The sequence below is a fragment of the Nocardia higoensis NBRC 100133 genome (assembly GCF_000308595.1).
GTDB lineage: Bacteria > Actinomycetota > Actinomycetes > Mycobacteriales > Mycobacteriaceae > Nocardia > Nocardia higoensis.
Genome location: NZ_BAGA01000149.1, coordinates 1 through 24,917 on the forward strand (window position 1 = coordinate 1; position 24,917 = coordinate 24,917).

At 67.6% G+C, this 24,917-nt stretch carries 20 protein-coding genes; 11 read left to right on the top strand and 9 right to left on the bottom strand.

Annotated features, from left to right (window positions below):
* Nucleotides 1-161 precede the first annotated feature (161 nt).
* The 4 genes from ON26_RS31865 to ON26_RS27095 all read left to right on the top strand — a co-directional run bounded on the left by ON26_RS31865 (nucleotide 162) and on the right by ON26_RS27095 (nucleotide 3,956).
* The gene (locus ON26_RS31865) at nucleotides 162-1,085 is read left to right on the top strand and encodes an RsmA family anti-sigma factor (RefSeq protein WP_051027699.1); all 924 of its coding nucleotides are present in this window, start codon (nucleotides 162-164) and stop codon (nucleotides 1,083-1,085) included.
* Nucleotides 1,086-1,207: 122 nt separating this feature from the next.
* Nucleotides 1,208-2,191, top strand: a complete 984-nt coding sequence (trxB, locus tag ON26_RS27085; RefSeq protein ID WP_040800314.1) for a thioredoxin-disulfide reductase — start codon at nucleotides 1,208-1,210, stop codon at nucleotides 2,189-2,191.
* Nucleotides 2,192-2,225: 34 nt separating this feature from the next.
* Entirely contained in the window at nucleotides 2,226-2,558 is a 333-nt protein-coding gene (gene trxA / locus ON26_RS27090) for a thioredoxin (protein WP_040800317.1), read from the top strand.
* A 183-nt stretch (nucleotides 2,559-2,741) separates the two neighbouring features.
* Complete coding sequence (locus ON26_RS27095) at nucleotides 2,742-3,956, top strand: N-acetylmuramoyl-L-alanine amidase (protein ID WP_040800320.1); 1,215 nt, start codon at nucleotides 2,742-2,744, stop codon at nucleotides 3,954-3,956.
* Between the two features lie 72 nt (nucleotides 3,957-4,028).
* On the opposite strand, the gene ON26_RS27100 is transcribed toward ON26_RS27095, so the two are convergent.
* From ON26_RS27100 to rpmH, 9 genes are all read right to left on the bottom strand, one after another.
* The gene (locus ON26_RS27100; RefSeq protein WP_040800323.1) at nucleotides 4,029-4,754 is read right to left on the bottom strand and encodes a GNAT family N-acetyltransferase; all 726 of its coding nucleotides are present in this window, start codon (nucleotides 4,752-4,754) and stop codon (nucleotides 4,029-4,031) included.
* Between the two features lie 194 nt (nucleotides 4,755-4,948).
* The gene (locus ON26_RS27105) at nucleotides 4,949-6,109 is read right to left on the bottom strand and encodes a ParB/RepB/Spo0J family partition protein (RefSeq protein WP_040800326.1); all 1,161 of its coding nucleotides are present in this window, start codon (nucleotides 6,107-6,109) and stop codon (nucleotides 4,949-4,951) included.
* Nucleotides 6,110-6,164: 55 nt separating this feature from the next.
* Entirely contained in the window at nucleotides 6,165-7,115 is a 951-nt protein-coding gene (locus tag ON26_RS27110) for a ParA family protein (RefSeq protein WP_373280967.1), read from the bottom strand.
* A gap of 1,481 nt (nucleotides 7,116-8,596) precedes the next feature.
* Nucleotides 8,597-9,391, bottom strand: a complete 795-nt coding sequence (gene rsmG, locus ON26_RS27120) for a 16S rRNA (guanine(527)-N(7))-methyltransferase RsmG (protein WP_040800335.1) — start codon at nucleotides 9,389-9,391, stop codon at nucleotides 8,597-8,599.
* A 151-nt stretch (nucleotides 9,392-9,542) separates the two neighbouring features.
* On the bottom strand, nucleotides 9,543-10,061 hold the full coding sequence (locus ON26_RS27125) for a Jag family protein (RefSeq protein WP_040800338.1): 519 nt from the start codon (nucleotides 10,059-10,061) through the stop codon (nucleotides 9,543-9,545).
* 35 nt (nucleotides 10,062-10,096) lie between these two features.
* On the bottom strand, nucleotides 10,097-11,209 hold the full coding sequence (gene yidC, locus ON26_RS27130) for a membrane protein insertase YidC (protein ID WP_040800341.1): 1,113 nt from the start codon (nucleotides 11,207-11,209) through the stop codon (nucleotides 10,097-10,099).
* A 4-nt stretch (nucleotides 11,210-11,213) separates the two neighbouring features.
* Nucleotides 11,214-11,558: a membrane protein insertion efficiency factor YidD gene (yidD, locus tag ON26_RS32635; RefSeq protein WP_083884384.1), complete on the bottom strand. Its 345-nt coding sequence runs from the start codon at nucleotides 11,556-11,558 to the stop codon at nucleotides 11,214-11,216.
* Complete coding sequence (gene rnpA / locus ON26_RS27135) at nucleotides 11,555-12,061, bottom strand: ribonuclease P protein component (protein ID WP_083884385.1); 507 nt, start codon at nucleotides 12,059-12,061, stop codon at nucleotides 11,555-11,557. Before rnpA ends, yidD begins: the two co-directional genes overlap by 4 nt.
* Before the next feature lie 21 nt (nucleotides 12,062-12,082).
* Nucleotides 12,083-12,226, bottom strand: a complete 144-nt coding sequence (gene rpmH, locus ON26_RS32640; RefSeq protein WP_006550910.1) for a 50S ribosomal protein L34 — start codon at nucleotides 12,224-12,226, stop codon at nucleotides 12,083-12,085.
* A 599-nt stretch (nucleotides 12,227-12,825) separates the two neighbouring features.
* On the opposite strand from rpmH, the gene dnaA reads away from it, so the two are divergent.
* The 7 genes from dnaA (at nucleotide 12,826) to gyrA (ending at nucleotide 24,913) form a co-directional block, all read left to right on the top strand.
* Nucleotides 12,826-14,763, top strand: coding sequence for a chromosomal replication initiator protein DnaA (gene dnaA / locus ON26_RS27140; RefSeq protein ID WP_040800343.1), 1,938 nt, complete (start codon nucleotides 12,826-12,828; stop codon nucleotides 14,761-14,763).
* 788 nt (nucleotides 14,764-15,551) lie between these two features.
* The gene (gene dnaN / locus ON26_RS27145) at nucleotides 15,552-16,727 is read left to right on the top strand and encodes a DNA polymerase III subunit beta (protein ID WP_040800346.1); all 1,176 of its coding nucleotides are present in this window, start codon (nucleotides 15,552-15,554) and stop codon (nucleotides 16,725-16,727) included.
* Nucleotides 16,728-16,783: 56 nt separating this feature from the next.
* Nucleotides 16,784-17,992 (top strand): DNA replication/repair protein RecF, encoded by a 1,209-nt coding sequence (gene recF, locus ON26_RS27150; RefSeq protein WP_040800349.1) that lies wholly within the window; start codon nucleotides 16,784-16,786, stop codon nucleotides 17,990-17,992.
* Between the two features lie 350 nt (nucleotides 17,993-18,342).
* On the top strand, nucleotides 18,343-18,882 hold the full coding sequence (locus ON26_RS27155) for a DUF721 family protein (RefSeq protein WP_040800352.1): 540 nt from the start codon (nucleotides 18,343-18,345) through the stop codon (nucleotides 18,880-18,882).
* Nucleotides 18,883-19,001: 119 nt separating this feature from the next.
* Nucleotides 19,002-19,907 carry an alpha/beta fold hydrolase gene (locus tag ON26_RS27160; RefSeq protein WP_051027701.1) on the top strand — a complete coding sequence of 302 codons (906 nt, stop codon included), beginning with the start codon at nucleotides 19,002-19,004 and terminating at the stop codon, nucleotides 19,905-19,907.
* 382 nt (nucleotides 19,908-20,289) lie between these two features.
* Nucleotides 20,290-22,332, top strand: coding sequence for a DNA topoisomerase (ATP-hydrolyzing) subunit B (gene gyrB / locus ON26_RS27165; protein WP_040800360.1), 2,043 nt, complete (start codon nucleotides 20,290-20,292; stop codon nucleotides 22,330-22,332).
* Nucleotides 22,333-22,402: 70 nt separating this feature from the next.
* On the top strand, nucleotides 22,403-24,913 hold the full coding sequence (gene gyrA, locus ON26_RS27170; protein WP_040800363.1) for a DNA gyrase subunit A: 2,511 nt from the start codon (nucleotides 22,403-22,405) through the stop codon (nucleotides 24,911-24,913).
* Nucleotides 24,914-24,917: the final 4 nt, after the last annotated feature.

The following is a 24,917-nucleotide window of genomic DNA, read 5'->3' on the forward strand; positions in this document are numbered from 1 at the left end:
GTAATCGTGGCGCGTCATTAACAGTGAAGAGCCGAACGGCGATGATCACAACGCGACCTCACCGAGGCCGCACCCGGACAACAGCGACAGTGTCCGTGCCGGCCGGTGATCGTGTCGAAGGCGACGGGACACAGATGTCGAGTGGGAAAGACGGAGGTGCGATGGCGACCCGGTCTGTACCGCAGCCTCCCTTCTCAGCGGAGCTGCTCGCCGACCTGCACGCCGACAACATCGACCCCGACCTCGCCGCGCGGTTGTGGCCGGTGGTCCGTGCCGACGCGGACGCCGCGAGATACCTGCGCGACCTCGACGACGTCACGGCGCGGGTGCGCGGCCTGGGCGCCGAGGACCGGATCGTGCATCCGATGCCCGCCGATGTCGCCGACCGGCTGACCGCCTTCCTGGACGACCTCGACGCCGGCGGCGATCTCGACGGTCACCGGCCCCTCGACGATCACCGGCCCCTCGACGGCCACCGCCCCATCGAAACTCACGGCCACGGCGACGGACCGGGCGAGGAGCCCACCGAACGGCTCGACGGCGCACGTTCGGCATACCCCCTCGGGAACGGCGCGGCCACCTCGGTGGCCGGTCTGCGGACGGCTCCGCCCGACGGACCGACCGAGCGGCTCACCGCCCCGACCCCGCTCCGCCCACGCGGGCGTCCCGCCGTGCGCTGGATCGCGGCGGCGGCCGCCGCGCTCGCCGTCCTGGCAGGCGCCGGCGTGGGGATCGGCCTGCGCAGCTCCGACAACGGCGACGGTGCACCCCCGATCGCCCAGCCCACACCTACCGCCCAGCCGACCGCACCCGGCGACGCACTCGATGCGACCGCTGCGCTGGCCGCGCTCGGCCGTTACGAGGTCGACGGGCCGCTGGGGGATACGGCCGCGCTGGAGAGCTGCGTCCGGGCCGCCGGTCTGGACCGTCCCGTATTGGGCTCGATGAACCTCACCTACCGGGGTTCGGAAGCGGTGTTGATCCTGCTGGCCGGGCCACGAGCGCCGAAGATCACCGCGCTGGTGGTGGGCCCCGGCTGCGGCGCCGACGACCCCCAGGTGCTCGACATCACCGATATCGGCTGAGCTGCACCGGCGTCGGCCGGACCCGGCGTGACCGGCGCAACGGAGCGGCCGGGCCGGGAACAACAGCGTTTAGGCTGTTGTTGACCATCACGTTCCCCCGCCAGATCTTTCGGAAGGGTGTCATGAGCACGCCAGTTCACGACCTGATCATCGTCGGCTCCGGCCCCGCCGGCTACACCGCCGCCGTCTACGCGGCCCGTGCCGATCTGCAGCCGTTGCTGTTCGAGGGCACCCAATTCGGCGGCGCGCTGATGACCACCACCGAGGTCGAGAACTTCCCCGGCTTCCGCGAGGGCATCATGGGTCCCGATCTCATGGAGGAGATGCGCGAGCAGGCCAAGCGATTCGGCGCCGACATCCGCACCGAGGACGTCGACGCTCTCGATCTCACCGGACCGGTGAAGAAGGTCACCGTCGGCGAGGTGACCTACCTGGCCAAGGCCGTCATCCTGGCAATGGGTTCGGCCGCCCGCTACCTGGGCGTTCCCGGCGAGGAGCGGCTGCTCGGCCGCGGCGTGAGCGCCTGTGCCACCTGTGACGGCTTCTTCTTCCGCGGCCAGGACATCGTCGTGGTCGGCGGCGGCGACTCCGCGATGGAGGAGGCCATCTTCCTCACCAAGTTCGCTTCCAAGGTCACCGTCGTGCACCGCCGCGAAGAGTTCCGCGCCTCGCGCATCATGCTCGACCGCGCCAAGGCGAACGAGAAGATCGAGTTCGTGCTGAACGCCGAGATCGCCGAGGTCAAGGGCGATACCGCGGTGACCTCGCTGGTCCTGCGCGACACCCGCACCGGGGAGACCTCCGAACTGGCCGCGACCGGCCTGTTCGTCGCGATCGGCCACGATCCGCGCAGCGAACTCGTCCGCGGCCAGGTCGAACTCGACGACGAGGGCTACGTGCTGGTCCAGCACCCCACCACCGCCACCGCGATCCCGGGCGTCTTCGCCGCGGGCGATCTGGTCGACCACACCTACCGCCAGGCCATCACCGCCGCGGGCACCGGCTGCCGCGCCGCGATCGACGCCGAGCGCTGGCTGGCCGATCAGGGCGTCACCGGTACGTCCGACGACACCGCCGGTGAGCCGGTCGCGGTGCACGCCAACTGATCTCGTTCGCCGAAGAAAGACACGAGGAGTTTCCATGGCCGAGAACGGCAAGACGGTCACCGTCACCGACGCGACTTTCGCCGACAAGGTGCTGCTGAGTGAGAAGCCGGTGCTGGTCGACTTCTGGGCCACCTGGTGCGGTCCGTGCAAGATGGTCGCCCCCGTACTCGAGGAGATCGCGGGCGCACACGCGGACAAGCTGACCATTGCCAAGCTCGACGTAGACGCCAACCCGGGTACCGCACGGGATTATCAGGTCCTTTCGCTGCCCACTATGATGCTGTTCCGCGGCGGTAAGCCGGTCAAGCAGATCGTCGGAGCCAAGGGCAAGGCCGCCCTGCTGCGCGAACTGGGCGACGTTCTCTGACGTCGTGAACCGGTGGCATTCGACGCGGGCACTGCCGACGCGCCGTAGGATGCCTGCACCCGGGTAATTGCCGAATTCGGAGCCAGGTCTGCGACAATCGAGGCGTGTTCCGCATCGTGTGGGTGGTGTGCGCCATCACACGGGTGGGTATCCCGGTGGGACGGAAGGAAAGGGCTCTTACGCATGCACCGACTTCGTCACGGGGATACCGGACCCGCCGTAGCTGAGGTCCGGAACACCCTGGCAAGTCTCGGCTTCCTGCACGCGCACTCCGGGGGCTCGCCGACATCGGGAGTCGCACCGGCTTCCGAGGCGCCGGAGTACTGGAAGGACACCGCGGCCTCCTTCGACCACCACCTCGACTCCGCGGTCCGCGCGTTCCAGCAGCATCGCGGACTGCTGGTCGACGGCGTGGTCGGCCCGGCGACCTACCGGGCGCTCAAGGAGGCCTCCTATCGTCTGGGCGCGCGGACGCTGATCTATCAACTGTCCGCGCCGCTCTACGGCGACGACGTGGCCACTCTGCAGCGCAGGCTGCAGGATCTCGGTTTCTATGTACACCGGGTCGACGGCTATTTCGGCCCGCAGACCCACGACGCGCTCACCGCGTTCCAGCGTGAGATCGGCCTGTCGGCCGACGGCATCTGCGGTCCGGACACATTGCGCTCGCTGGACCTGCTCGGTGCCCGGGTCACCGGCGGCAATCCGCATCGCATCGCCGAGGAAGAGGTCGTGCACCGCGCCGGACCGCAGCTGACCGGCAAGCGCATCGTCATCGATCCCGGCCTCGGCGGTCCCGACAAAGGTGTTGCCGTGCCATCGGAATTCGGCGATGTCTACGAGTCGGAGATTCTCTGGGATCTGGCCAGCAGGCTGGAAGGCCGGATGGCCGCCACCGGCATGGAGACCTTCTTGTCCCGGCCGTGGGGTGCCAATCCCACCGATGCCGAGCGGGCCGAGACGTCGAACGCTTTCGACGCCGATCTGATGATCTCGCTGCGCTGCGCGACGAATATGAGCCCGTCGGCCAACGGCGTGGCCAGTTTCCATTTCGGTAATTCGCACGGCTCGGTGTCGATGATCGGGCAGGTGCTCGCCGGTTTCATCCAGCGGGAGGTGGTCGCGCGAACCTCGCTGCAGGACTGCCGGACCCACTCGCGCACCTGGGATCTGCTGCGGCTGACGAAGATGCCGACCGTGCAGGTCGACATCGGTTACCTGACCAACGAATACGACGCATCCGTGCTCACCAACCCGCGGATGCGCGATGTGATCGCCGAGGCCATCCTGATCTCGGTCAAGCGGCTGTACCTGCTCGGCCAGGACGACCAGCCCACCGGCACCTACACCTTCGCGGAGTTGCTGGCCGAGGAGCTCGCGGCCGCAGACCGCACCTGAGCCTTCGCATCGACGAAGAAGTCCCCGCCGAATCGTTCTCGAGCGGGGACTTTTCGTTTGTGCGCACTGCCGTCAGTGGGCACCCGCACGGGTCGGTACGGCCATCGAGGCAGCAGCCAGCAACTGGTCGAGTGCGCGCTCGACGTCTTCCTTCCAACCGTGGTCGGAATCGAGCTCCAGCCGCAGCCGCGGGAAGCGGTGGTGTGCGGCGACGACCTCGAACCCGAAACCCTCCAGCAGGTCCGCGTCGATCATGCACGTCTCCGGGGAACACCCGGCGGGGGAGGAGGGCTTCTCCCGGATCGGCGTGCCGATCCGCTCCATCAACCGCATCGAACCCGCCAGCCGGTCCGAGAGCGGTTCGGAGGTCGGAGACGATCGCAGCCCGAAAGCCTCCAGCGCGCGCACGCCGCGGCGCACCAGATCGGCCACCACGGCCTGCAGCAGGCGATGGGCGACGTCGTCATCGCCATAGCCGGGTTCGGTGTACAGCGTGGTCAGCAGGATGGCGTCCGGGCTCACCGGCGAGGTGGGGAAAAGGCCGGCGCGCGGCACGGTGGTCGGCGGTGAATACAGCGCGCACCCCGCGGGCTTGCCCGCGAGATCCGCGACCTGGCCGCAGGAGCCCCACTCCAGCATGACGGTCGAGAGCCAGGCTTCCTTCTCGAAGACCGGATCGCTGAAGCTGTGGGAGTCCGCGGCGACGGCGGGATCGATCTCCCAGAACACACATCGCCTGGCGTGTGTGGGAAGTTTGTCCAACCCGTCGAGGGTCAGTGCTGTGACGCTGGTCGACACCGCTCTGTTCAGCCTCCAGCTGTCGGATTCATCCACGCTCACGCCGCATCACAGATCATCTTAGAACCTGCCTCATTCCACGTCTCTGTGCTGTTGTCGGTCAAGATTCGGCCCCGCCCCCAGCGCCGTCACAGTGACGTTTCGGCGCTGGGGGCGGAGTCATCGGCTTTTCGGGCCTGATTTCGTCACTCCGGTCACAGCTGGAGTTCCTGCTGTTGCTGCATGAGCGACACGATCCGTTCGAGATCCTCCACCGAGCCGAACTCGACCACGATCTTGCCCTTGCGCTTGCCGAGGCTGACCGTGACACGGGTGTCGAAAGAATTCGACAGCCGCTCGGCGACGTCCTGCAGACCGGGCATGTGGATCGGCTTGCGCTTGGGGGCCGGGGGAGCGGGCGCGGCATCGGGATCGCGATTGGCCAGCGTGACCGCTTCCTCGGTGGCACGCACCGACATGCCCTCGGCGACGATCCGAGCCGCCATCGCCTCCTGCGCGTCGGAGCCGCCTTCCAATCCGAGCAACGCTCGCGCATGGCCGGCCGACAGCACACCGGCCGCCACGCGCCGCTGCACCGGGATCGGCAGCTTCAGCAGCCGGATCATATTGGTGACCACCGGACGCGACCGGCCGATGCGGGTCGCCAGTTCCTCGTGGGTGACACCGAACTCTTCGAGCAGCTGCTGGTATGCCGCCGCCTCTTCGAGCGGGTTGAGTTGCACACGATGGATGTTCTCCAGCAGCGCGTCGCGCAACATCGAATCGTCGGCGGTCTCCCGGACGATCGAGGGGATGGTCTCCAGCCCGGCTTCCTGGCACGCGCGCCACCGTCGCTCACCCATGACGAGCTGGAAGCGGTCGACGCCCGGCTCCACCCGGCGGACCACGATCGGCTGCATCAGACCGAATTCACGAATGGAATGGACCAATTCGGCCAGCGCCTCGTCTTCGAAAACCTGGCGTGGCTGCTTGGGATTCGGTTCGATCTGCTCCGGCGGAATCTCGCGGTAGACCGCACCGCCGGATAGCACGAGATCTCCGTCGGCATTTCTGTCGACGTTCTCCGGCAACGGCGACGCCGCCTGCACGTCGGCGGGATCGAGACCGATGATGACGTTGGCCGCCGCCACGCCCAGGCCGTTCGGAGTGGCGCCCAGTCCTTTGGCGGCGCCGCCCTTGGTGACGGCGCCGTTGGAGGCCGGCCGGGCGGGGGCGGGCCGGGCCGGAGCAGTCCCGTTCGGGATTGTCCCGGTCCCGGCGGGAATGGTTCCGAGCCCGCCGGGGACCGTCTCCGGACCCGTCGGAATCAACGCGGCCAGACCGCGCCCGAGTCCACCCTTCTTCGCCTGACTCATCGGCTCACCGATCCCTTCGCTAGTCCGCCATCACACCGTGTCGTACCGATGCGGATCACTCCGCGCCGCTCGCCAGCTGACGTGCCATCGCCCGCTGCGCGATCTCACGTCCGGCATCGAGATAACTCATCGCGCCCCGGGAGCCTGGATCATAATCGAGCACGGTCATTCCGTAGCCCGGCGCCTCGGAGACTTTGACGCTGCGCGGGATCACCGAGCGCAGCACCACATCACCGAAGTGACCACGCACCTCTTCGGCGACCTGGTCGGCCAGCTTGGTGCGCCCGTCGTACATCGTGAGGATCACCGTGGAGACATGCAGCTGCGGATTCAGATGTGCTTGTACGAGACTGATATTGCGGATCAGCTGCCCCACTCCCTCCAGCGCGTAGTACTCGCACTGGATCGGGATGAGGACTTCCTTGGCCGCGACCATCGCATTGACGGTCAGCAGGCCCAGCGACGGCGGGCAGTCGATCATCACGTAGTCGATGTCGTACCCGGCGATATTCGCTTCCTGGATGGCGGCTTTCAGGCGGCCTTCGCGGGCGACCATCGACACCAGTTCGATCTCCGCGCCGGCCAGATCGATCGTGGCCGGAATGCACAAGAGACGCTCGCTGTGCGGGCTCACCTGGATGGCGTCCTGGACACTGACCTCGCCGATGAGGAGTTCATAACTGGAGGGCACGCCGGAGTGATGGGGGATACCCAGCGCGGTGCTCGCATTGCCCTGCGGATCGAGATCGATCACGAGCACCTTCATGCCCTGATGAGCCAACGCCGCCGCGAGATTCACCGCGGTCGTCGTCTTACCCACGCCACCCTTCTGGTTGGCGATGGTGATGATTCGTTGCTCGCGAGGTTTCGGCACGTCCACCTTTCCTGGATGTAACATCCGGCTGGCTCGCTGGGCCTCGGCCGCGATCGGGGTCTCATTGGGGGAGATGTGCCCGAAGGGCGTGCTACCGAATGCGTCCGCATCGACGTTGCTGGAGTCCAGCATCCCCGGCACACGCGACGTTGTTTCCCGTGAAACATTCGCCGGACCGCTCGACATAGACAGCTCCTAACCCGAGAACTACAGACCGCGCGCGACAGACCGGGTGTCGTCGCCGTGCCTCAACTGCTGTGTGTCGGCTCGAATCCGATGCGCGAACCGGGTGATGGCACCCGATCAGCCGGGCGGAAAAACGCCCCGCACACCCGAATCACTCCGTGGCACCTCTGCTCACGCCCGACGCCCCATACTTTGCCAGCACCGGGCGCGTGAGGAAAGTTGAATCGCGGTGCAACGCATCGGACCCGAGAAAGATCGGCGATTCGTTTCACGTGAAACGCGGCGCGTCGGCATTTTCGACGCTCTCGCGTTCGCACGGAGCCCGCACCGCATCTCCGGTGGGTCCGGGGACCGCTCGCTCAGTCCTTGGAGGCCGCGTTCGAAGGCGGCGCGGTGGCTGCGGTCGGTGGCTGCGGTCGGTGGCTGCGGTCGGTGGCTGCGGTCGGTGGCCGCGGTCGGTGGCTGCGGTCGGTGGCCGCGGTCGGTGGCTGCGATCGGTGGCTGCGGTCGGTGGCCGCGGTCGGTGGCTGTGCCCCTGCGCCTCAGACCTATGCGGTGATGGCGATACTGCGCCGCTGCGAGCTGATGGAGACCGGACGGCCAACGGGACCGACCGATCCGCGATATCACCTTTGACGTCCGCGGCTGCGCGCTGCTGTGCCGCTAACTGTCTCTCGACGCCGAGCCGGCGACTCCGCGGCCAGCGGACCGAGCCCGACGCCCGACGCCTGGCGCCGGCTACAGGCGGAGCAGCCCGGGCCGATCCGCGCTCACGCATGCTCGACACGCGGCGACCGCGGGTGCCCGTCGCGCTCGGTTGCGGATTCCAAACCGGTGCAGGCGCTGTGCTCCGAACTGGCGCCCCGATGCCCGACCGCGTCGGCTCAAATCGCCTTCTCCCGGAATGCCCAGGTGCCAACCGACCGGGTACGTGGTAACCGGCCTGCGTCCACAGTCGCCCGCCGCGCCCTAACCGCAATTACCGCTACCTCGTCACCTACTGGCGCCATATGCCCCACGGACATGACAGCCCCGCCATGGACAGCGCCCTCTGCCCCGTGATGGCCGGCGTGATGGCCAGAACCTCCCGCTGCCGTAGCCCGCGGATACCCAATCGCGGCGGCGCGCACCTCGTCGCTGTCCACCGGCAGGCCCGCGGCGTACGCCCGGCCGTAGTCGGCGGCGATGTCGATCGCGTCCCGACCGAATCGCTGCTTCTGCTCTTCACTCAGCGGCCCTCTGCATCTGCTGCGCCCACTGCCGGCTGGAGGCGCGCCCGTTCCGCTCATCTCACGGCCGAGCCGCTGTCGGCATGTTTCACATGAAACATGCCGACGTCTCTGCCGCCGCAACACAGCCGAAAGCAACGCCCCCGCGGTCACCGGACCACGGGGGCGTCACGAGAAGCGCGGGCCGACGGCATCGGCTCAATCACCGCCGCGCGCGGGCTTCCCAGCCCGGCGGCGCACCTTGTCGACAACTGTGTCGCGATGCTTGTCCCCGCCCTCCCTACGTCGGGAGCTCTTCTCACGGTGACGCGACGGACGTTCGCCGCGGGGGAGGAGTTCCGCACTCAGGACGACGGTCGGCGGATCGACGATGCCGACACCACACTCGAGCACCTCGAACTTGCCCGCGCCGAGGCGGGTGAGTTCGTCCCGGTCACGTTCGAGTTCCTCGGCGGCGCTCGCCCCTTTGAGTGCGAGCATCCGGCCGTGGTCGCGCAACAGCGGCAGCGACCAATGGGCGAGCTTGGCAAGCGGCGCGACGGCACGCGAGGTGACCACGTCGGCGCCGCCGGCTTCCTTCGTGACGCCCGAGTGTTCGGCCCGGCCGCGCACGACGGTGATACCGAGACCCGCCTGCTCGATGAACTCGCTGAGGAACACCGTCCGGCGGAGCAGTGGCTCGACCAGAGTGATACGCAGATCCGGACGGGCGATGGCGAGCGGGATGCCGGGCAGACCCGCGCCGCTTCCGACGTCCACGACGCTCACCCCTTCCGGGATGAGTTCGGTGATCACCGCGCAGTTGAGGATGTGCCGTTCCCACAGCCGTGGCACTTCCCTGGGCCCGATCAGGCCGCGCTGCACCCCGTCGGTCGCGAGCGCGTCGTAGTAGCGGCGCGCGATGTCGAGCCGGTCGCCGAAGACCAGTGCGGCCGCGGCGGGCGGCGCGTCCGATTCGGATCGCTCGGCGCTTCCACCGAGATCTGGTTCCACGTGAAACGTCCTTCCGTGCTCGAGTCCGAGGCAGCCGGGGAAAGCACCGCGCCGGGGCGTGCATGAGATGGAGAAGGCCCCCGGTCCGAAGACCAGAGGCCTATCCAATCACCAGCGGTCCCGCTGTGGGAAACCCGCGTCCGTCACCGCGTCAGGCGGGCACCACCACGATGTGCCGGTTGGGCTCGACGCCCTCGCTCTCGCTGCTGACGCCCTCGACGGCAGCGACCGCGTCGTGCACGATCTTGCGCTCGAACGGGGTCATCGGCGCGAGGGCTTCCGGCTCACCGGAGGCGGCCACCCGCTTGGCCGCTTCGGTGCCCAGCGCACTCAGTTCGGAGCGGCGCTTGGCGCGCCAGCCCGCCACATCCAGCATGAGGCGGCTGCGCACACCGGTGACCTGCTGGACGGCCAGCCGGGTGAGTTCCTGCAGCGCGTCGAGCACCTCACCGTTACGGCCCACCAGCTTGGACAGATCCCGGCCGCCGTCGATACTGACGACCGCGCGGTCGCCCTCGACATCGAGATCGATGTCGCCGTCGAAGTCCAGCACGTCGAGCAGCTGCTCGAGATAGTCACCGGCGAGTTCGCCCTCTTCGATCAGGGCTTCCTCGGCATCGCTGACGAGATCGTCGGTGTCGGCGTTCACTCCGTCGGTTTCAACAGTCATGTCGTTTTCCTCAATCTCACGGGTGGCTGTGGCGGTCAGCGGCGGCGCTTCTGGTTGGGCCTGCCCCGGTTGGGGTTGCGCTTCTGCCCGCCCGTCTTGCGCGCTCCGCCTGCCTTGGCAGGTCGCGGTGTGGTGCCGTTGGCCGACGGGGTGCCGTTGGTGGAAGCATTACCCGATCCGGCTTCCCCGGACGCTCCCGACTCTTCGGAGTCGGGGACCGCGGTGGCCGGCTTCTTCTTGATATTGACCGGCTTGGCCCCGGGCTTGGGAGCGTTCTGCGCGCGCTGTTCGAGCTTGGCCTGCTTCTTGGCCTCTTCCTCCTTGGCCATGCGACCGAACACCAGGTGCTGCTGTCCATAGGTCCAGATGTTGTTGGACACCCAGTAGAGCAGGATGCCGATCATCAGGAACGGGCCACCGACGAGCACGCCGAGCGGGAAGACGTACAGCGCGAGCTTGTTCATCAGCGCCGCCTGCGGGTTGGCGGCGGCGTCCGGGGACTGCCGCGCGACCGAAGCGCGTGCGTTGAAGTGGGTGGCGACGCCCGCGATGATCATCAACGGAACAGCGACGAGCGCGATGGTGAGCTTGGTCGGCACCCCGCCGTACTCGGCGAAGGCCTGCAATTCCCCGGCCGGGGCGATGATGTGCGCGGCCAGCGGGGCGCCGAAGATCCGCGCGCTCAGGAACGACTGCACATCCGCCGGGCTGAAGGCGTAGTTCGACAGCGACGCGTTCAGCTCGGGGGACAGTCCGAGCTGCCCGATGCCGTGCCCGGTGCGGTTGAACGAACGAAGGACATGGAACAGGCCGAGGAACACCGGCACCTGCGCCAGCACCGGCAGGCAGCCCATCAGCGGGTTGAAGCCGTGCTCCTTCTGGAGCTTCTGCATCTCGGTCGCCATCTTCTGGCGATCGTTCTTGTATTTCTTCTGCAGCTCCTTGATCTGGGGCTGCAGCTCCTGCATCTGCTTGGTGGTGCGCACCTGTTTGACGAACGGTTTGTAGAGCAGCACTCGCAAGGTGAACACCAGGAACACCACCGACAGTGCCCAGGCGAAACCGTTGTCCGCGCCCAACGCGAACCCGAACACACGGTGCCAGAACCACAAGATCCAGGACACCGGCCAATAGATGAAGTCGAGCACGGCTCTATGCACTCCCGTCGTTCGTCACCGCGTGCGGCGAACCTTTACAAGCATGTGGCGCCGACGGCGCGTCGGCGGCTGCCGCGTTCCGGCCGCGCGGGCGGCGCTCCGGAACGGGGTCCCACCCACCAGGGTGCCAGGGTGCGCATTTGAGCAGTCGCACGGCTGCCAGTCCGAGGCCGACGACGAAGCCGCGGGTGCGTAAGGCGGTCACCGCGTACTCGCTACAGGTCGGCGTGAACCGGCACACCGGCATCCGGGTGGGGGAGACGTAGGTCCGATACAGCTCGATCAGAAAGATCAGCGCCCGGGCAGGCAGCCGGGTGAGGGCGGCAGCGGCGGACTTCACGAGCGGTGGTCCGCTCGCGACCGCGCGCCGGCCGGGACCCGGGGACGTCCGGCGGGCGCGCCGGCCGAACCGGAGGTGAGTCCGAGCTTGCGCAGTCCGCTGCGCACCTGACGCGCCAGTTCCGCCTGATCGGCGGTGGCCGCGCCGGGCAGCGCACGGATGACGACGTCGGTGTCGGCCGGCAGCTCGTCGACGATCGTGGCGCACATATGACGCAGGCGGCGGGCTACCCGGTGTCGAACCACCGCGGAGCCCACCGCCTTGCTGACGATCAATCCGAACCTCGGCCCACCGACGCGGACGAGCGACCCGGTCGTTACCGGGTCGCGAGAAATTGTCGCGTCCGCGAGTCCGTCGTCCCTCTGTGTCCCATCCGCCCGCGCCCAGTCGTAGCTGTGCACGAACGCGTGAACGACGAGATCTCGCCTCCCGATTCGCTGGCCGCGGCGCACCGTCCGGGAGAAGTCGGCACGATGATGCAACCGATACGGCTCAGGCAACACCCGAGCGTCCGAGGGCGAGGATCAGGCAGTGAGGGAAGCGCGGCCCTTACGGCGACGCGCCGAGACGATGGCGCGACCCGCACGGGTACGCATCCGGAGACGGAAGCCGTGAACGCGCGCCCGACGACGGTTGTTCGGCTGGAACGTCCGCTTGCCCTTGGCCACGGTCAACACTCCTCGAGTAGGTGGGCGTCGTTCGACACCCGAAGTTGTTCGGTGATACGTCCCTGGCGCACCGTGGTCGTTTGCGACCGGACGCGGTCCGTTGCACTCGACCAGACGCGGTCAGCACGAGACCGCCACCGCACCAAGGGGTGACTGTAAGAGAGTACTGACAGCCCCAGATCGGGTCAAACCCGGCCCCCGGCCGTCGCACCGGCCGCTACCTGGTACATCGCGGTCGCCCCCGCTCCCGGGGGCGCGGGGGCGTGAGCATGTGCACACATGTCCGGCCGGTCAGGGGGCCATGACCACCGGGATTGCTACAGTGTTGCCGCAGAACCGCAGGTCCACAGCGCGCCTCGGCCCGTTCCACGGGCATTCCACATTTCCCCAGGGTTTTCCACATCTGTGGATAATTGTGTGGAAAGACCCCTGGAGTGGCATATTCGTCCCACCGGGCGACGTTGGACCCGGCGGCCGGCGAACCGGCCGGGAAGGTAGCCGGGAACGTAGGCGGGATCACAGAATAGCCCATTTTCCCGCCACCGCTCACGCGCCCCGGCGGTCTGCTCCAATCGACCTACTTCCGGGGAGGAAACTGCATGGACGACGAGCAGAACGTGCTGGCCACCGTCTGGCCCGAGGTGATCGCCGAGCTCACCGCCGGATCCGCCGACGGAACCATCCCCGCGGTCACCAGAGCACAGCAGGCCTGGCTCAAGCTCGTCAAGCCGATCACCGTCGCGCAGGGTTTCGCCCTGTTGTCGGTGCCGTCCTCGCTGGCCCAGGAGGCCATCGAACGGGACCTGCGCGAACCCATCCTGCGTTCCCTCGGCCGCATGCTCGGCCCCCAGGTCGAAGGTCTCGGCGTGCGGATCGCCGCGCCCGTCAACCCGGCCGCCGATCGCCCTGCCCCCGGCGCCCGCCACGCGCGGATGACCAGCCGTCCCGAGCAGCCCCGCCCGGCGCGCACCTCGGGCGGATACGCCGGGCCGGATACACCGCGCTCCACCGAGCCCCCGACGCACTACGGCCGGACCACCGAGCCGGGCGGAGACTCCGGCTATCCGGTCTCCGAGCCGTTTTCGAACGACTATCCACTTCCGGACAACTATCCGGGATCTGTGGACTACGCGCCCGCGGCCCCCTACACGCCCGAACCCGAGTACCCGGCCTCCGACTTCCCGACCACGTCCTTCCGAATTCCCCCCGGCGGATTCGGCGACCCCGGCTACGCCGAGCCGACGGAGGACACAGCCGACGGACGGCCCGAGCTGCCGACGCCGGCGCGGCGCGACAGCACACCGCCCGGACAGGAATCGTTGTTCTCTCCCGAGCCCGGCCCCGGTCGCATCCCGCTGCGCGAGCCGAGCGCCGAGCACGATGTCCGCGAGCCCGGCGCCGACGGCCCGCACACCGAGCGCGACGACGAGCCCGTCGTGAGCATCCGCGAGTCCTGGCCCACCTACTTCGCCAAGAATCAGGAGCCGTCCGCCGCGCCGTCGAGCTCCGGCGCCAGCCTCAACGCCAAGTACACCTTCGAGACGTTCGTCATCGGCGCCTCGAACCGCTTCGCGCACGCGGCGGCGGTGGCCATCGCCGAAGCTCCCGCACGGGCCTACAACCCGCTGTTCGTCTGGGGCGCTTCCGGTCTGGGCAAGACCCACCTCCTGCACGCCGCAGGCCATTACGCCCAGCGGCTGTTCCCGGGGATGCGGGTCAAGTACGTCTCCACCGAAGAGTTCACCAACGACTTCATCAACAGCCTGCGCGACGACCGCAAGGTGGCGTTCAAGCGCCGCTATCGCGAGACCGACATCCTGCTGGTCGACGACATCCAGTTCATCGAGGGCAAGGAAGGCATCCAGGAGGAGTTCTTCCACACCTTCAACACTCTGCACAATGCCAACAAGCAGATCGTCGTCTCCTCCGATCGCCCGCCCAAGCAGTTGGCCACCCTGGAAGAGCGGCTGCGGACCCGGTTCGAGTGGGGCCTGATCACCGATGTGCAGCCGCCCGAGCTCGAGACACGCATCGCGATCCTGCGCAAGAAGGCGCGGATGGACCGGCTCGACGTGCCGCACGACGTGCTCGAACTGATCGCCAGCCGGGTCGAGCGCAATATCCGCGAACTCGAGGGCGCGCTGATCCGGGTGACGGCTTTCGCCTCGCTCAACGGCCAGCCGCTGGACATCTCGCTGGCCGAGGTGGTGCTGCGCGACCTGATGCCCGACACCGCGGCGCTCGAGATCAACGCGGCCACGATCATGGCGGTCACCGCGGAGTACTTCAACACCACACTCGACGAGCTGACCGGGCCGGGCAAGGCGCGGCCGCTCGCCCAGGCCCGCCAGATCGCGATGTATCTGTGCCGCGAGCTCACCGACCTGTCGCTGCCGAAGATCGGACAGGCCTTCGGCCGCGACCACACGACGGTCATGTACGCGGAGAAGAAGGTCCGCAAGGAGATGACCGAACGCCGTCGCGTCTACGACCAGGTGCAAGAACTCACAGCCCGGATCAAGCAGCGCTCGCGCTGAATCCATCCCCAGCCTGTGCACCGCCTCTGACCAGGGGCGGTGCATTTTTTTGCCCTGTGGATTCCTCGAGGAATCCCTGTGGAATCCTCGAGGAATCCACAGGTTGTCCTCGAGGCTGTCCACAGGCGGTGCGGCGCCTTCGTGCACAGGCGGTTGTCCACAGTTTCCACAGGCGATTTCGTGCACAGGGGCTGACCTGCCCACACGGCTGTGGGCGCTTGTGGATTCCTCGAGGAATCCCTGTGGAATCCTCGAGGAATCCACCGGTTGTCCTCGAGTCGGTGCACAGTGTGCACAAGTGCCCCGAAACGGTGGAACAACTCGAGGATGAGCAGTGGATAGACGTGGGATGGATCTGGACTCTCCACAGCCACGCACAGTTCATCCACCGGTCACTCAACATCCATCCACATCCCACCACGCGCTGTGACCTGCGCAGATGTGTTGAATCCACAGATTCCACAGGCCCTATTACTACTTCAGTTCTTCTTCTAGAAGATGTCTCTTGAAAACAGGGTGTGTGGAAAAGTTCGCCGGAGCGCTCGGCAGCCGAGCCGGTCGCCTCCACAAGGCAAGGACGGGCACGGACCGGCTCGGCGGGTACGCGGACACGGCACGCGCGGACGGCAGCCCGGACTAGGTTCAGCCGTCGCACGCGGGTACGGTTCTAGGTCTGTCACCCTTGCGATGTCGCGAGAGCGGCAGCGGCCGCACCGCCGCGGGGGCGGCGTCGGCACTATCGAGTCGCGAACCATCCACACGACAACCGGGAGAGGACACATCGGGCGATGGAGCTTTCGAGCATGAAGTTTCGAGTTGCCCGAGAGGACTTCGCCGAGTCCGTCGCGTGGGTCGCGCGCAGCCTGCCGTCCCGGCCGCCCGTCCCGGTGCTCGGTGGCGTGCTGCTGGTCGCCGACGAGAGCGGTTTGACCGTCTCCGGATTCGACTACGAGGTATCCGCGCAGATGCGGGTGGCCGCCGAGGTCGCCGGGCCGGGAGAGGTCCTGGTTTCGGGCCGGCTGCTCGCCGACATCACCAAGGCGCTGTCGAACAAGCCGGTGGATGTCTCGGTCGACGGCACGCGCGTGCTGATCAGCTGCGGCAGTGCGAAGTTCTCGCTGCCGACCATGCCGGTCGAGGATTATCCACAGCTTCCCGAAGTTCCCCAGCAGACCGGCGAATTGAGTGTGGATGTCTTCGCCGAGGCCGTCGGCCAGGTCGCCGTGGCGGCCGGTCGTGACGACACGCTGCCGATGCTCACCGGTATCCGGGTGGAGATCGAGGGCTCGCAGGTCGTGCTCGCGGCCACCGACCGCTTCCGGCTCGCGGTGCGCCACATCGAATGGCAGCCCGCCCGCGCCGACATCGAGACCGCGGTCCTGATCCCGGCCCGCACCCTGTCCGAAGCCGCCAAGACCCTCGGCGCCTCCGATGCGCCGGTCCAGCTCTCGCTCGGCTCCGGCGCGGGCGCGGACGGCCTGCTCGGCATCGTCAACGCCGGCCGTCGCACCACCACCCGGCTGCTCGACGCGGAATTCCCCAAGTTCCGCCAGTTGCTCCCCAAGGAGCACACCTCGGTGGCGACCCTGGAGGTCGCGGCGCTGACCGAGGCGATCAAGCGTGTCGCGCTGGTCGCCGAGCGCGGTGCACAGGTGCGTCTGGAGTTCTCCACAGAGGGCCTGTTGCTGTCGGCGGGTGGGGATGACGCGGGCCGTGCCGAGGAATGGCTGTCCGCCGACTTCCGTGGCGAGCCGCTCACCATCGCGTTCAACCCCGGCTATCTCGTCGACGGGCTGTCCGCGTTGCATTCGGACCGGGTGAGCTTCGGGTTCACAACACCAAGCAGGCCCGCCGTGCTGCTGCCCGCGAGTGAGGACGAGCCGCAGATCCTCGAATCCGGGTCGTTCGCGGCGCTGACCGGCTCCTACACCTACCTGTTGATGCCCGTGCGGCTGCCGGGCTGATCGCACTCGTGGCTGATCGGGGATCGCCGCGCCGATCGTCGCGGGCGCGGTAGCCGATGTTCGTCCGGGCATTGTCGCTGCGCGATTTCCGGTCCTGGGAACACGCCGAGCTGGAGTTGTCCACAGGCCGCACGGTGTTCCTTGGGGCGAACGGCAACGGCAAGACGAATCTGCTCGAGGCGGTCGGGTATCTGGCCACCCTCGGTTCCCACCGGGTCGCTTCCGACGCCCCCTTGATCAGGGCGGGCGCTCAGCAGGCCAGGGTGGGGGCCAATGTCGTCAATTCCGGCCGTGAGCTGCGTATCGACGTCGAGCTGAGGCAGGGGGCGGCCAACCGGGCGCAGATCAATCGCTCACCCGTGCGGCGGACTCGGGAGATCCTGGGGATTCTGCACACCGTGCTGTTCGCGCCGGAAGACCTGTCGCTGGTGCGCGGCGATCCGGGTGAGCGCAGGCGGTTCCTCGACGAGTTGTGCACAGCCCGGCTCCCCAGGCTGGCCGGGGTGCGCTCGGACTACGACCGGGTGCTGCGGCAGCGCTCGGCGCTGCTGAAATCGGCGGGCCGACACCGGTCCTCGGCCGATCTGAGCACTCTGGACGTGTGGGACGGTCATCTGGCGCAGCACGCCGGGGTGCTGTTGGGGCAGCGCTTGCGCCTGGTGCACGATCTGCATCCCTACCTCGCCGCGGCCTACCGCTCGCTCGCGCCGGAATCGCGCCCGGCGTCCATCGCCTATCGCAGCGGGTACCTGCCTGTGGAATTCCAGGATCCGGCGCGGACGCCGACGGATGCCGACGAGACCGAGTTGACCGCGATCGTGCTGCGCGAACTGGCGGCGGCGAGGCGCAAGGAACTCGAGCGCGGTGTCTGCCTGGTCGGCCCGCACCGTGACGATCTCGAACTGATGCTCGGCGATGCGCCCGCCAAGGGATTCGCCAGCCACGGCGAATCCTGGTCGTTCGCGCTGGCCCTGCGGCTGGCTTCCTTCGAACTGCTGCGGGCCACCGCGGCCGAACCGGTGCTGCTGCTCGACGATGTGTTCGCCGAACTGGACCGGCGACGACGGGCGGCGCTGGCGGCGGTGGCGGCCGGGGCCGAGCAGGTGTTGATCACCGCCGCGGTGCCCGAAGATGTGCCGGCCGAACTCGAGGCAACCCCGATCCGGGTGGAGACCCGTGGGCAGGCGTCGGCGCGCACCTCGTACATCGTCTCCGGCCCGCCGGATGACCAGGCGAAATCGAAGATGTACACAGAATCGTCATAGTTATCCACAGGCTGGCGCATCGATTGCTGGGAATGGGCCGGCGGGCTCTCCCGAGGGGTGTCCACAACCGGCCCGTTATGCCCGGTCGAGGCGTTTTCCTGGGGGTATGTCGGTCCGGTGACCGACTCGTGACCGTACCGCCCGACCGCCTCCGAGCAGCGTAAAGTTTGCTCGACGCCGGTTTCCGGGGCAGTTGTCGACAGGTTGTCCACAGGCCCTGTGGACAACTTTTGGACAGCTGTGGAATGTGCAGGTCGGGCCGGTGTGGCGTGGCCGACACGGTCCGCTGACACGCCGGATGCGTCAGGGCGCCGGTGTAGAACTGGGAATGAAAGGCGGGAGAGGAAACCATGAGCGAAGAGCCGGGACAGGAGCCGCTACGCGGTATCGATCTGGCCCGTCGCGCTCTGGAAGAGGCGAGGGCGGCCGCCCGGGCGAGCGGCAAGTCGGTGGGCCAGGGCCGAGCCTCCCCGGTGCGCAAACTGCGCGCCCGCGGCGGCAGGCGTAGCGGCTGGTCCGGCGCCCGCCCCGACGACCGCGATCCCCAGTTGCTCTCCCAGTTGGCCACCCGCATCGCCAAGAGCCGCGGATGGGACGGCAAGGTCGCCGAGGGCACGGTGTTCGGCCGCTGGGCCGGAGTGGTCGGCGACGACATCGCCTCGCACGCCACCCCGGTTTCGCTGCAGGACGGCGTACTCGGCATCGCCGCCGAATCGACCGCGTGGGCGACCCAGCTGCGCATGCTGCAACCGCAGATCCTGGCGAAGATCGCCGCCGCGGTGGGGCCCGGCGTGGTGCGGCAGCTCAAGATCACCGGTCCGGCCGCGCCGAGTTGGCGCAAGGGGGAGCGGCACATCAAGGGCCGCGGTCCGCGCGACACCTACGGCTGATCGGCAGATGCCGGGAGGAGAATGGGCTCCGAATTACTAGTACTCGGTGTTACGGTAAACCGTGACCTGCGGGTGTGACGCAGGTTTCACGTGGAACCCTTCAGGGAGAGCTGGAGCCGATGGCCGTAACAGTTACCGACAGCGTCTTCACCGCGCGCGCGAGCGTGCGACGCGACGGCGTCGAACTCGCCGTATTCGAGTGCGGCGATCCCGCGGGGGTGCCGGTCCTGCTGATCCACGGCTGGCCGGACACCCATCTGCTGTGGGACGAGGTGGCCTCCCGGCTGCCCGCCGGCTTCCGTGTCATCGCCTTCGACAATCGGGGCGCGGGCGCCAGCAGCGCGCCCGCCGCGGTCGCGGACTACCGCATCGAAGAACTCGCCGCCGACGTGTTCGCGGTTCTCGACGCCGTCGCGCCGGGGCAACGGGCGCACATCCTCGGGCACGACTGGGGATCGGTGCTCGGCTGGGAGGTCGTCGCGGATCCGCGGGCCCGCGACCGGATCGCCTCCTTCACCGCGCTGTCCGGACCGAATCTCGATTTCCTCGGCGCGTACCTGCGCGGACCGTTCTCACTCGCGCGTCTGCGGGGCACCGTGGAACAGGGGATCGCCTCCGCCTACACGATCGCTTTCCAGATTCCCGGGATGGCCGAGCCGGTGCTGCGGCTGCTGTCCCGCCGCTGGCCGAAGTTCCTGGCATTCTTCGACGAACTGGATGCCGATCGGGTCCGCCCGGCGCCGACGCTGCTGCCGGACATGCTCAACAACCTGAAGCTCTACCGGGCCAACATCCGCCCCAGAATGCGTGATCCGCACCCGCGTCCGATCGAGGTGCCGGTGCAGCTGCTGGTGGCCTCCGGTGATCGCGCGGTCCGGCCGGTGGTGAACGCCGAAGCCCCGCGGTGGGTGCGCGACCTCACGACCACCTCGTTCGACGCGCGGCACTGGTCGCCGATATCGCATCCCGACGAGGTGGCACGTCACTTCGCGACGTTCGTCACCGCCCGCAGCGCCGGGAACTGACGACGGAGGGTCCGGCAGGGCTCGAAGGACTCGGGGGACTTCGGAGGGCTTGGAGGGCCGTTACGCCCAGGGGCGGAAGGGCCGACGGCGAGACCGCCCGCGGCGAGCGGGCGGAGAACGGCTGAGCGTCCCGGAGACGTTCGGGAGGCAGACCGGACTCGTCGCCGGTCCGTTTCTCGCACTCACGGACCCGTCAGGGGTGTCGTAGGTGCATTCTGATTCAGGCCTACCAGTAGGATGGAGGAGTAACTAGCGGCGATCCTTCGGCGCGCTCTGCTCAGCCCCTTCGGTGGGCCCGTATCTCGACCAGTCGGACCTCGGGCCATCGGTGTGCTGCGCGCTCGTCGCGTCGAGGTCAGCAAGTAAGGAGAGCTACCGACCAGTGGCTGCCAAGCACTCCAACGAATCCGGCTCGAATGCGAAATCGGGCCAAAACTACGGTGCCTCCTCCATCACCGTCCTCGAAGGTCTCGAGGCGGTACGCAAGCGCCCGGGCATGTACATCGGCTCCACCGGTGAGCGCGGTCTGCACCATCTGATCTGGGAAGTCGTCGACAACTCCGTCGACGAGGCGATGGCCGGGTACGCGACCTCGGTCGGCGTCACCCTCCTCGCCGACGGTGGTGTCGAGGTGGTCGACGACGGCCGCGGCATCCCGGTCGAGATGCACGCGCAGGGCATCCCGACCGTCGAGGTCGTCATGACCCAGCTGCACGCGGGCGGCAAGTTCGACTCCGACTCCTATGCGGTTTCCGGCGGTCTGCACGGCGTCGGTATCTCGGTGGTCAACGCGCTGTCCTCGCGGGTCGAGGTGGAGATCGACGTCGACGGGTACCACTGGTCCCAGACCTACAAGGACTCGAAGCCGGGCAAGTTGGTCCAGGGCGAGCCGACGAGCCGCACGGGCACCACCGTCCGGTTCTGGGCCGATCCGGAGATCTTCGAGACCACCACCTTCAACTTCGAGACGGTCGCGCGCCGACTGCAGGAGATGGCGTTCCTGAACAAGGGCCTGACCATCACCCTCACCGACGAGCGGGTGTCCGACACCGACATCACCGACGATGTGGTCAGCGAGCACGCCGAGGCGCCCAAGCCGGGCGAAGCCGTCGACAAGCCGGTCGAGCAGAAGGTCAAGGCCAGGACCTACCACTACCCGGGTGGTCTGGAGGACTTCGTCCGCCACATCAACCGCACCAAGCAGTCCATCCACAATTCGGTGGTCGGCTTCACCGGCAAGGGCACCGGCCACGAGCTCGAGGTCGCCATGCAGTGGAACTCGGGTTACTCCGAGTCCGTGCACACCTTCGCCAACACCATCAACACCCACGAGGGCGGCACCCATGAAGAGGGCTTCCGCGCCGCGCTGACGACGGTGGTCAACAAGTACGCCCGCGACAAGAAGCTGCTCAAGGAGAAGGAAGGCAACCTCACCGGCGACGACATCCGCGAGGGCCTGGCCGCCATCGTCAGTGTGAAGATCGCCGAGCCGCAGTTCGAGGGCCAGACCAAGACCAAGCTCGGCAACACCGAGGTGAAGTCGTTCGTGCAGCGCACCTGCAACGAGCACCTCACGCACTGGTTCGAGGCCAATCCCGCGGACGCGAAGACCATCGTGCAGAAGGCGGTGTCCTCGGCGCAGGCTCGCGTGGCCGCGCGCAAGGCGCGCGAACTGGTGCGCCGCAAGTCCGCCACCGACCTCGGCGGTCTGCCCGGCAAGCTGGCCGACTGCCGGTCCAAGGATCCGAGCAAGTCCGAGATCTACATCGTCGAGGGCGACTCCGCCGGCGGCTCGGCCAAGTCCGGCCGCGACTCGATGTACCAGGCGATCCTGCCGCTGCGCGGCAAGATCATCAATGTCGAGAAGGCTCGTATCGACAAGGTCCTCAAGAACAACGAGGTCCAGTCGATCATCACCGCCTTCGGCACCGGCATCCACGACGAGTTCGACATCTCCAAGCTGCGCTATCACAAGATCGTGCTGATGGCCGATGCCGACGTCGACGGTCAGCACATCTCGACGCTGCTGCTGACCCTGCTGTTCCGCTTCATGCGCCCGCTGGTCGAGCAGGGGCACGTCTACCTGGCGCAGCCGCCGCTGTACAAGCTGAAGTGGCAGCGCAGCGAGCCGGAGTTCGCCTACTCCGACCGCGAGCGGGACGGCTTGCTCGAACGCGGCCTGGCCGCGGGCAAGAAGATCAACAAGGACGACGGCATCCAGCGTTACAAGGGTCTGGGTGAGATGAATCCGAAGGAGCTGTGGGAAACCACCATGGACCCGACCGTCCGGGTGCTTCGTCAAGTGACGCTGGACGACGCGGCCGCGGCCGACGAGCTGTTCAGCGTGCTGATGGGCGAGGACGTCGAGGCCCGTCGCAGCTTCATCACCCGTAACGCCAAGGACGTCCGCTTCCTCGACGTGTGATCGGTCCGGCGCCGCGGCGGATCGTCGCGGCGCCGGACATTTTCGCATGTCAGCCCGTTAAGGAGATTTCATGACCGACACCACGCTGCCTCCGGACGGTGCGGGCGACCGCGTCGAACCGGTCGACATCCAGCTGGAGATGCAGAACAGCTACATCGATTACGCGATGAGCGTGATCGTGGGCCGCGCGCTGCCCGAGGTGCGCGACGGCCTCAAGCCGGTGCATCGCCGCATCCTCTACGCCATGTACGACAACGGCTACCGGCCCGATCGCGGTTATGTGAAGTCCGCGCGCCCGGTGTCGGACACCATGGGTAACTACCACCCGCACGGCGACTCGGCCATCTACGACACCCTGGTGCGCATGGCCCAGCCGTGGGCGATGCGGTACCCGCTGGTCGACGGCCAGGGCAACTTCGGCAGCCGGGGCAACGACGGCGCGGCCGCCATGCGCTACACCGAGTGCCGCCTGACGCCGCTGGCGATGGAGCTGCTGCGCGAAATCGACCACGAGACAGTCGATTTCATCCCCAACTACGACGGCAAGACGCAGGAGCCGGTGGTCCTGCCCGCCCGCGTGCCCGCCCTGCTGATGAACGGCAGCAACGGCATCGCCGTCGGCATGGCCACCAACATCCCGCCGCACAACCTCACCGAGCTGGCCTCGGCGATCTACTGGGCGCTGGACAACCACGACGCCGACGAGGAGACCACCCTCGCCGCCTGCATGGAGCGCATCAAGGGCCCGGACTTCCCGACTTCGGGTCTGATCGTCGGCACCCAGGGCATCCACGACGCCTACACGACCGGGCGCGGCTCGATCAAGATGCGCGGCGTGGTGGAGATCGAGGAGGACAATCGTGGCCGCACCACGATCGTCATCACCGAACTGCCCTATCAGGTCAACACCGACAACTTCGTCAACGCGATCGCCGAGCAGGTCAAGGACGGCCGCATCGCCGGCATCGCCGACATCCACGACGAGTCCTCCGACCGCGTGGGTCTGCGCATCGTGGTGACGGTCAAGCGTGACGCGGTCGCCAAGGTCGTGCTGAACAACCTGTACAAGCACACCCAGCTGCAGACCAGCTTCGGCGCGAACATGCTGTCCATCGTCGGCGGCGTGCCCCGCACGCTGCGGCTGGACCAGATGATCCGGTACTACGTCAATCACCAGCTCGAAGTCATCATCCGTCGCACCAAGTACCTGCTGCGCAAGGCCGAGGAGCGCGCTCACATCCTGCGCGGCCTGGTCAAGGCACTCGACGCGCTCGACGAGGTCATCGCGCTGATCCGCCGCTCGGCCAACACCGACACCGCGCGCACCGGCCTGATGCAGCTGCTCGAGATCGACGAGATCCAGGCGACCGCGATCCTGGACATGCAGCTGCGCCGCCTCTCGGCGCTGGAGCGGCAGAAGATCATCGAGGATCTGGCCAAGATCGAGGCCGAGATCGCCGATTACAAGGACATTCTGGACAAGCCGGAGCGCCAGCGCGCGATCGTGCGCGACGAGCTGGCCGAGATCGTCGACAAGTACGGCGACGAGCGGCGCACCCAGATCGTCTCCGCCGACGGCGATGTCGCCGACGAGGACCTGATCGCCCGCGAGGACGTGGTCGTCACGATCACCGAGACCGGCTACGCCAAGCGCACCAAGACCGACCTCTACCGCTCGCAGAAGCGCGGCGGCAAGGGCGTGCAGGGCGCGGGTCTCAAGCAGGACGACATCGTCAAGCACTTCTTCGTGACCTCGACCCACGACTGGCTGCTGTTCTTCACCAACAAGGGCCGGGTGTACCGGGCCAAGGCCTACGAGCTGCCCGAGGCCAACCGCACCGCGCGCGGTCAGCACGTGGCGAACCTGCTGGCCTTCCAGCCGGACGAGAAGATCGCCCAGATCATCCAGATCAAGACCTACGAGGATGCGCCGTACCTGGTGCTGGCCACCAAGAACGGCCTGGTCAAGAAGTCGCGGCTGTCGGACTTCGATTCCAACCGCAGCGGCGGCATCGTGGCGGTGAACCTGCGCGACAACGACGAGCTCGTGGGCGCGGTGCTCTGCTCGGCCGAAGACGACCTGTTGCTGGTCTCCGCCCAGGGCCAGTCGATCCGCTTCTCGGCCACCGACGAGGCGCTGCGCCCGATGGGCCGGGCGACCTCCGGTGTGCAGGGCATGCGGTTCAACGCCGAGGACGAGCTGCTCTCGCTCAACGTGGTTCGCGAGGGCACGTATCTGCTGGTCGCCACCTCGGGTGGCTACGCCAAGCGGACCGCCATCGAGGAGTACACCGCACAGGGCCGCGGTGGTAAAGGTGTGTTGACTATTCAGTTCGACGTCCGGCGTGGCACGCTGGTGGGCGCGCTCATCGTGGACAACGACGACGAGCTGTATGCCATCACTTCCGGCGGTGGCGTCATCAGGACGGCGGCGAACCAGGTTCGCAAGGCGGGTCGGCAGACCAAGGGCGTGCGATTGATGAACCTGGGCGATGGCGATACCTTGCTTGCGATCGCGCGTAACGCCGACGAGCCCGATGTGGTCGACGGTGGCGATGACGCCGGTTCCTCTCAGCAGTAAGAAC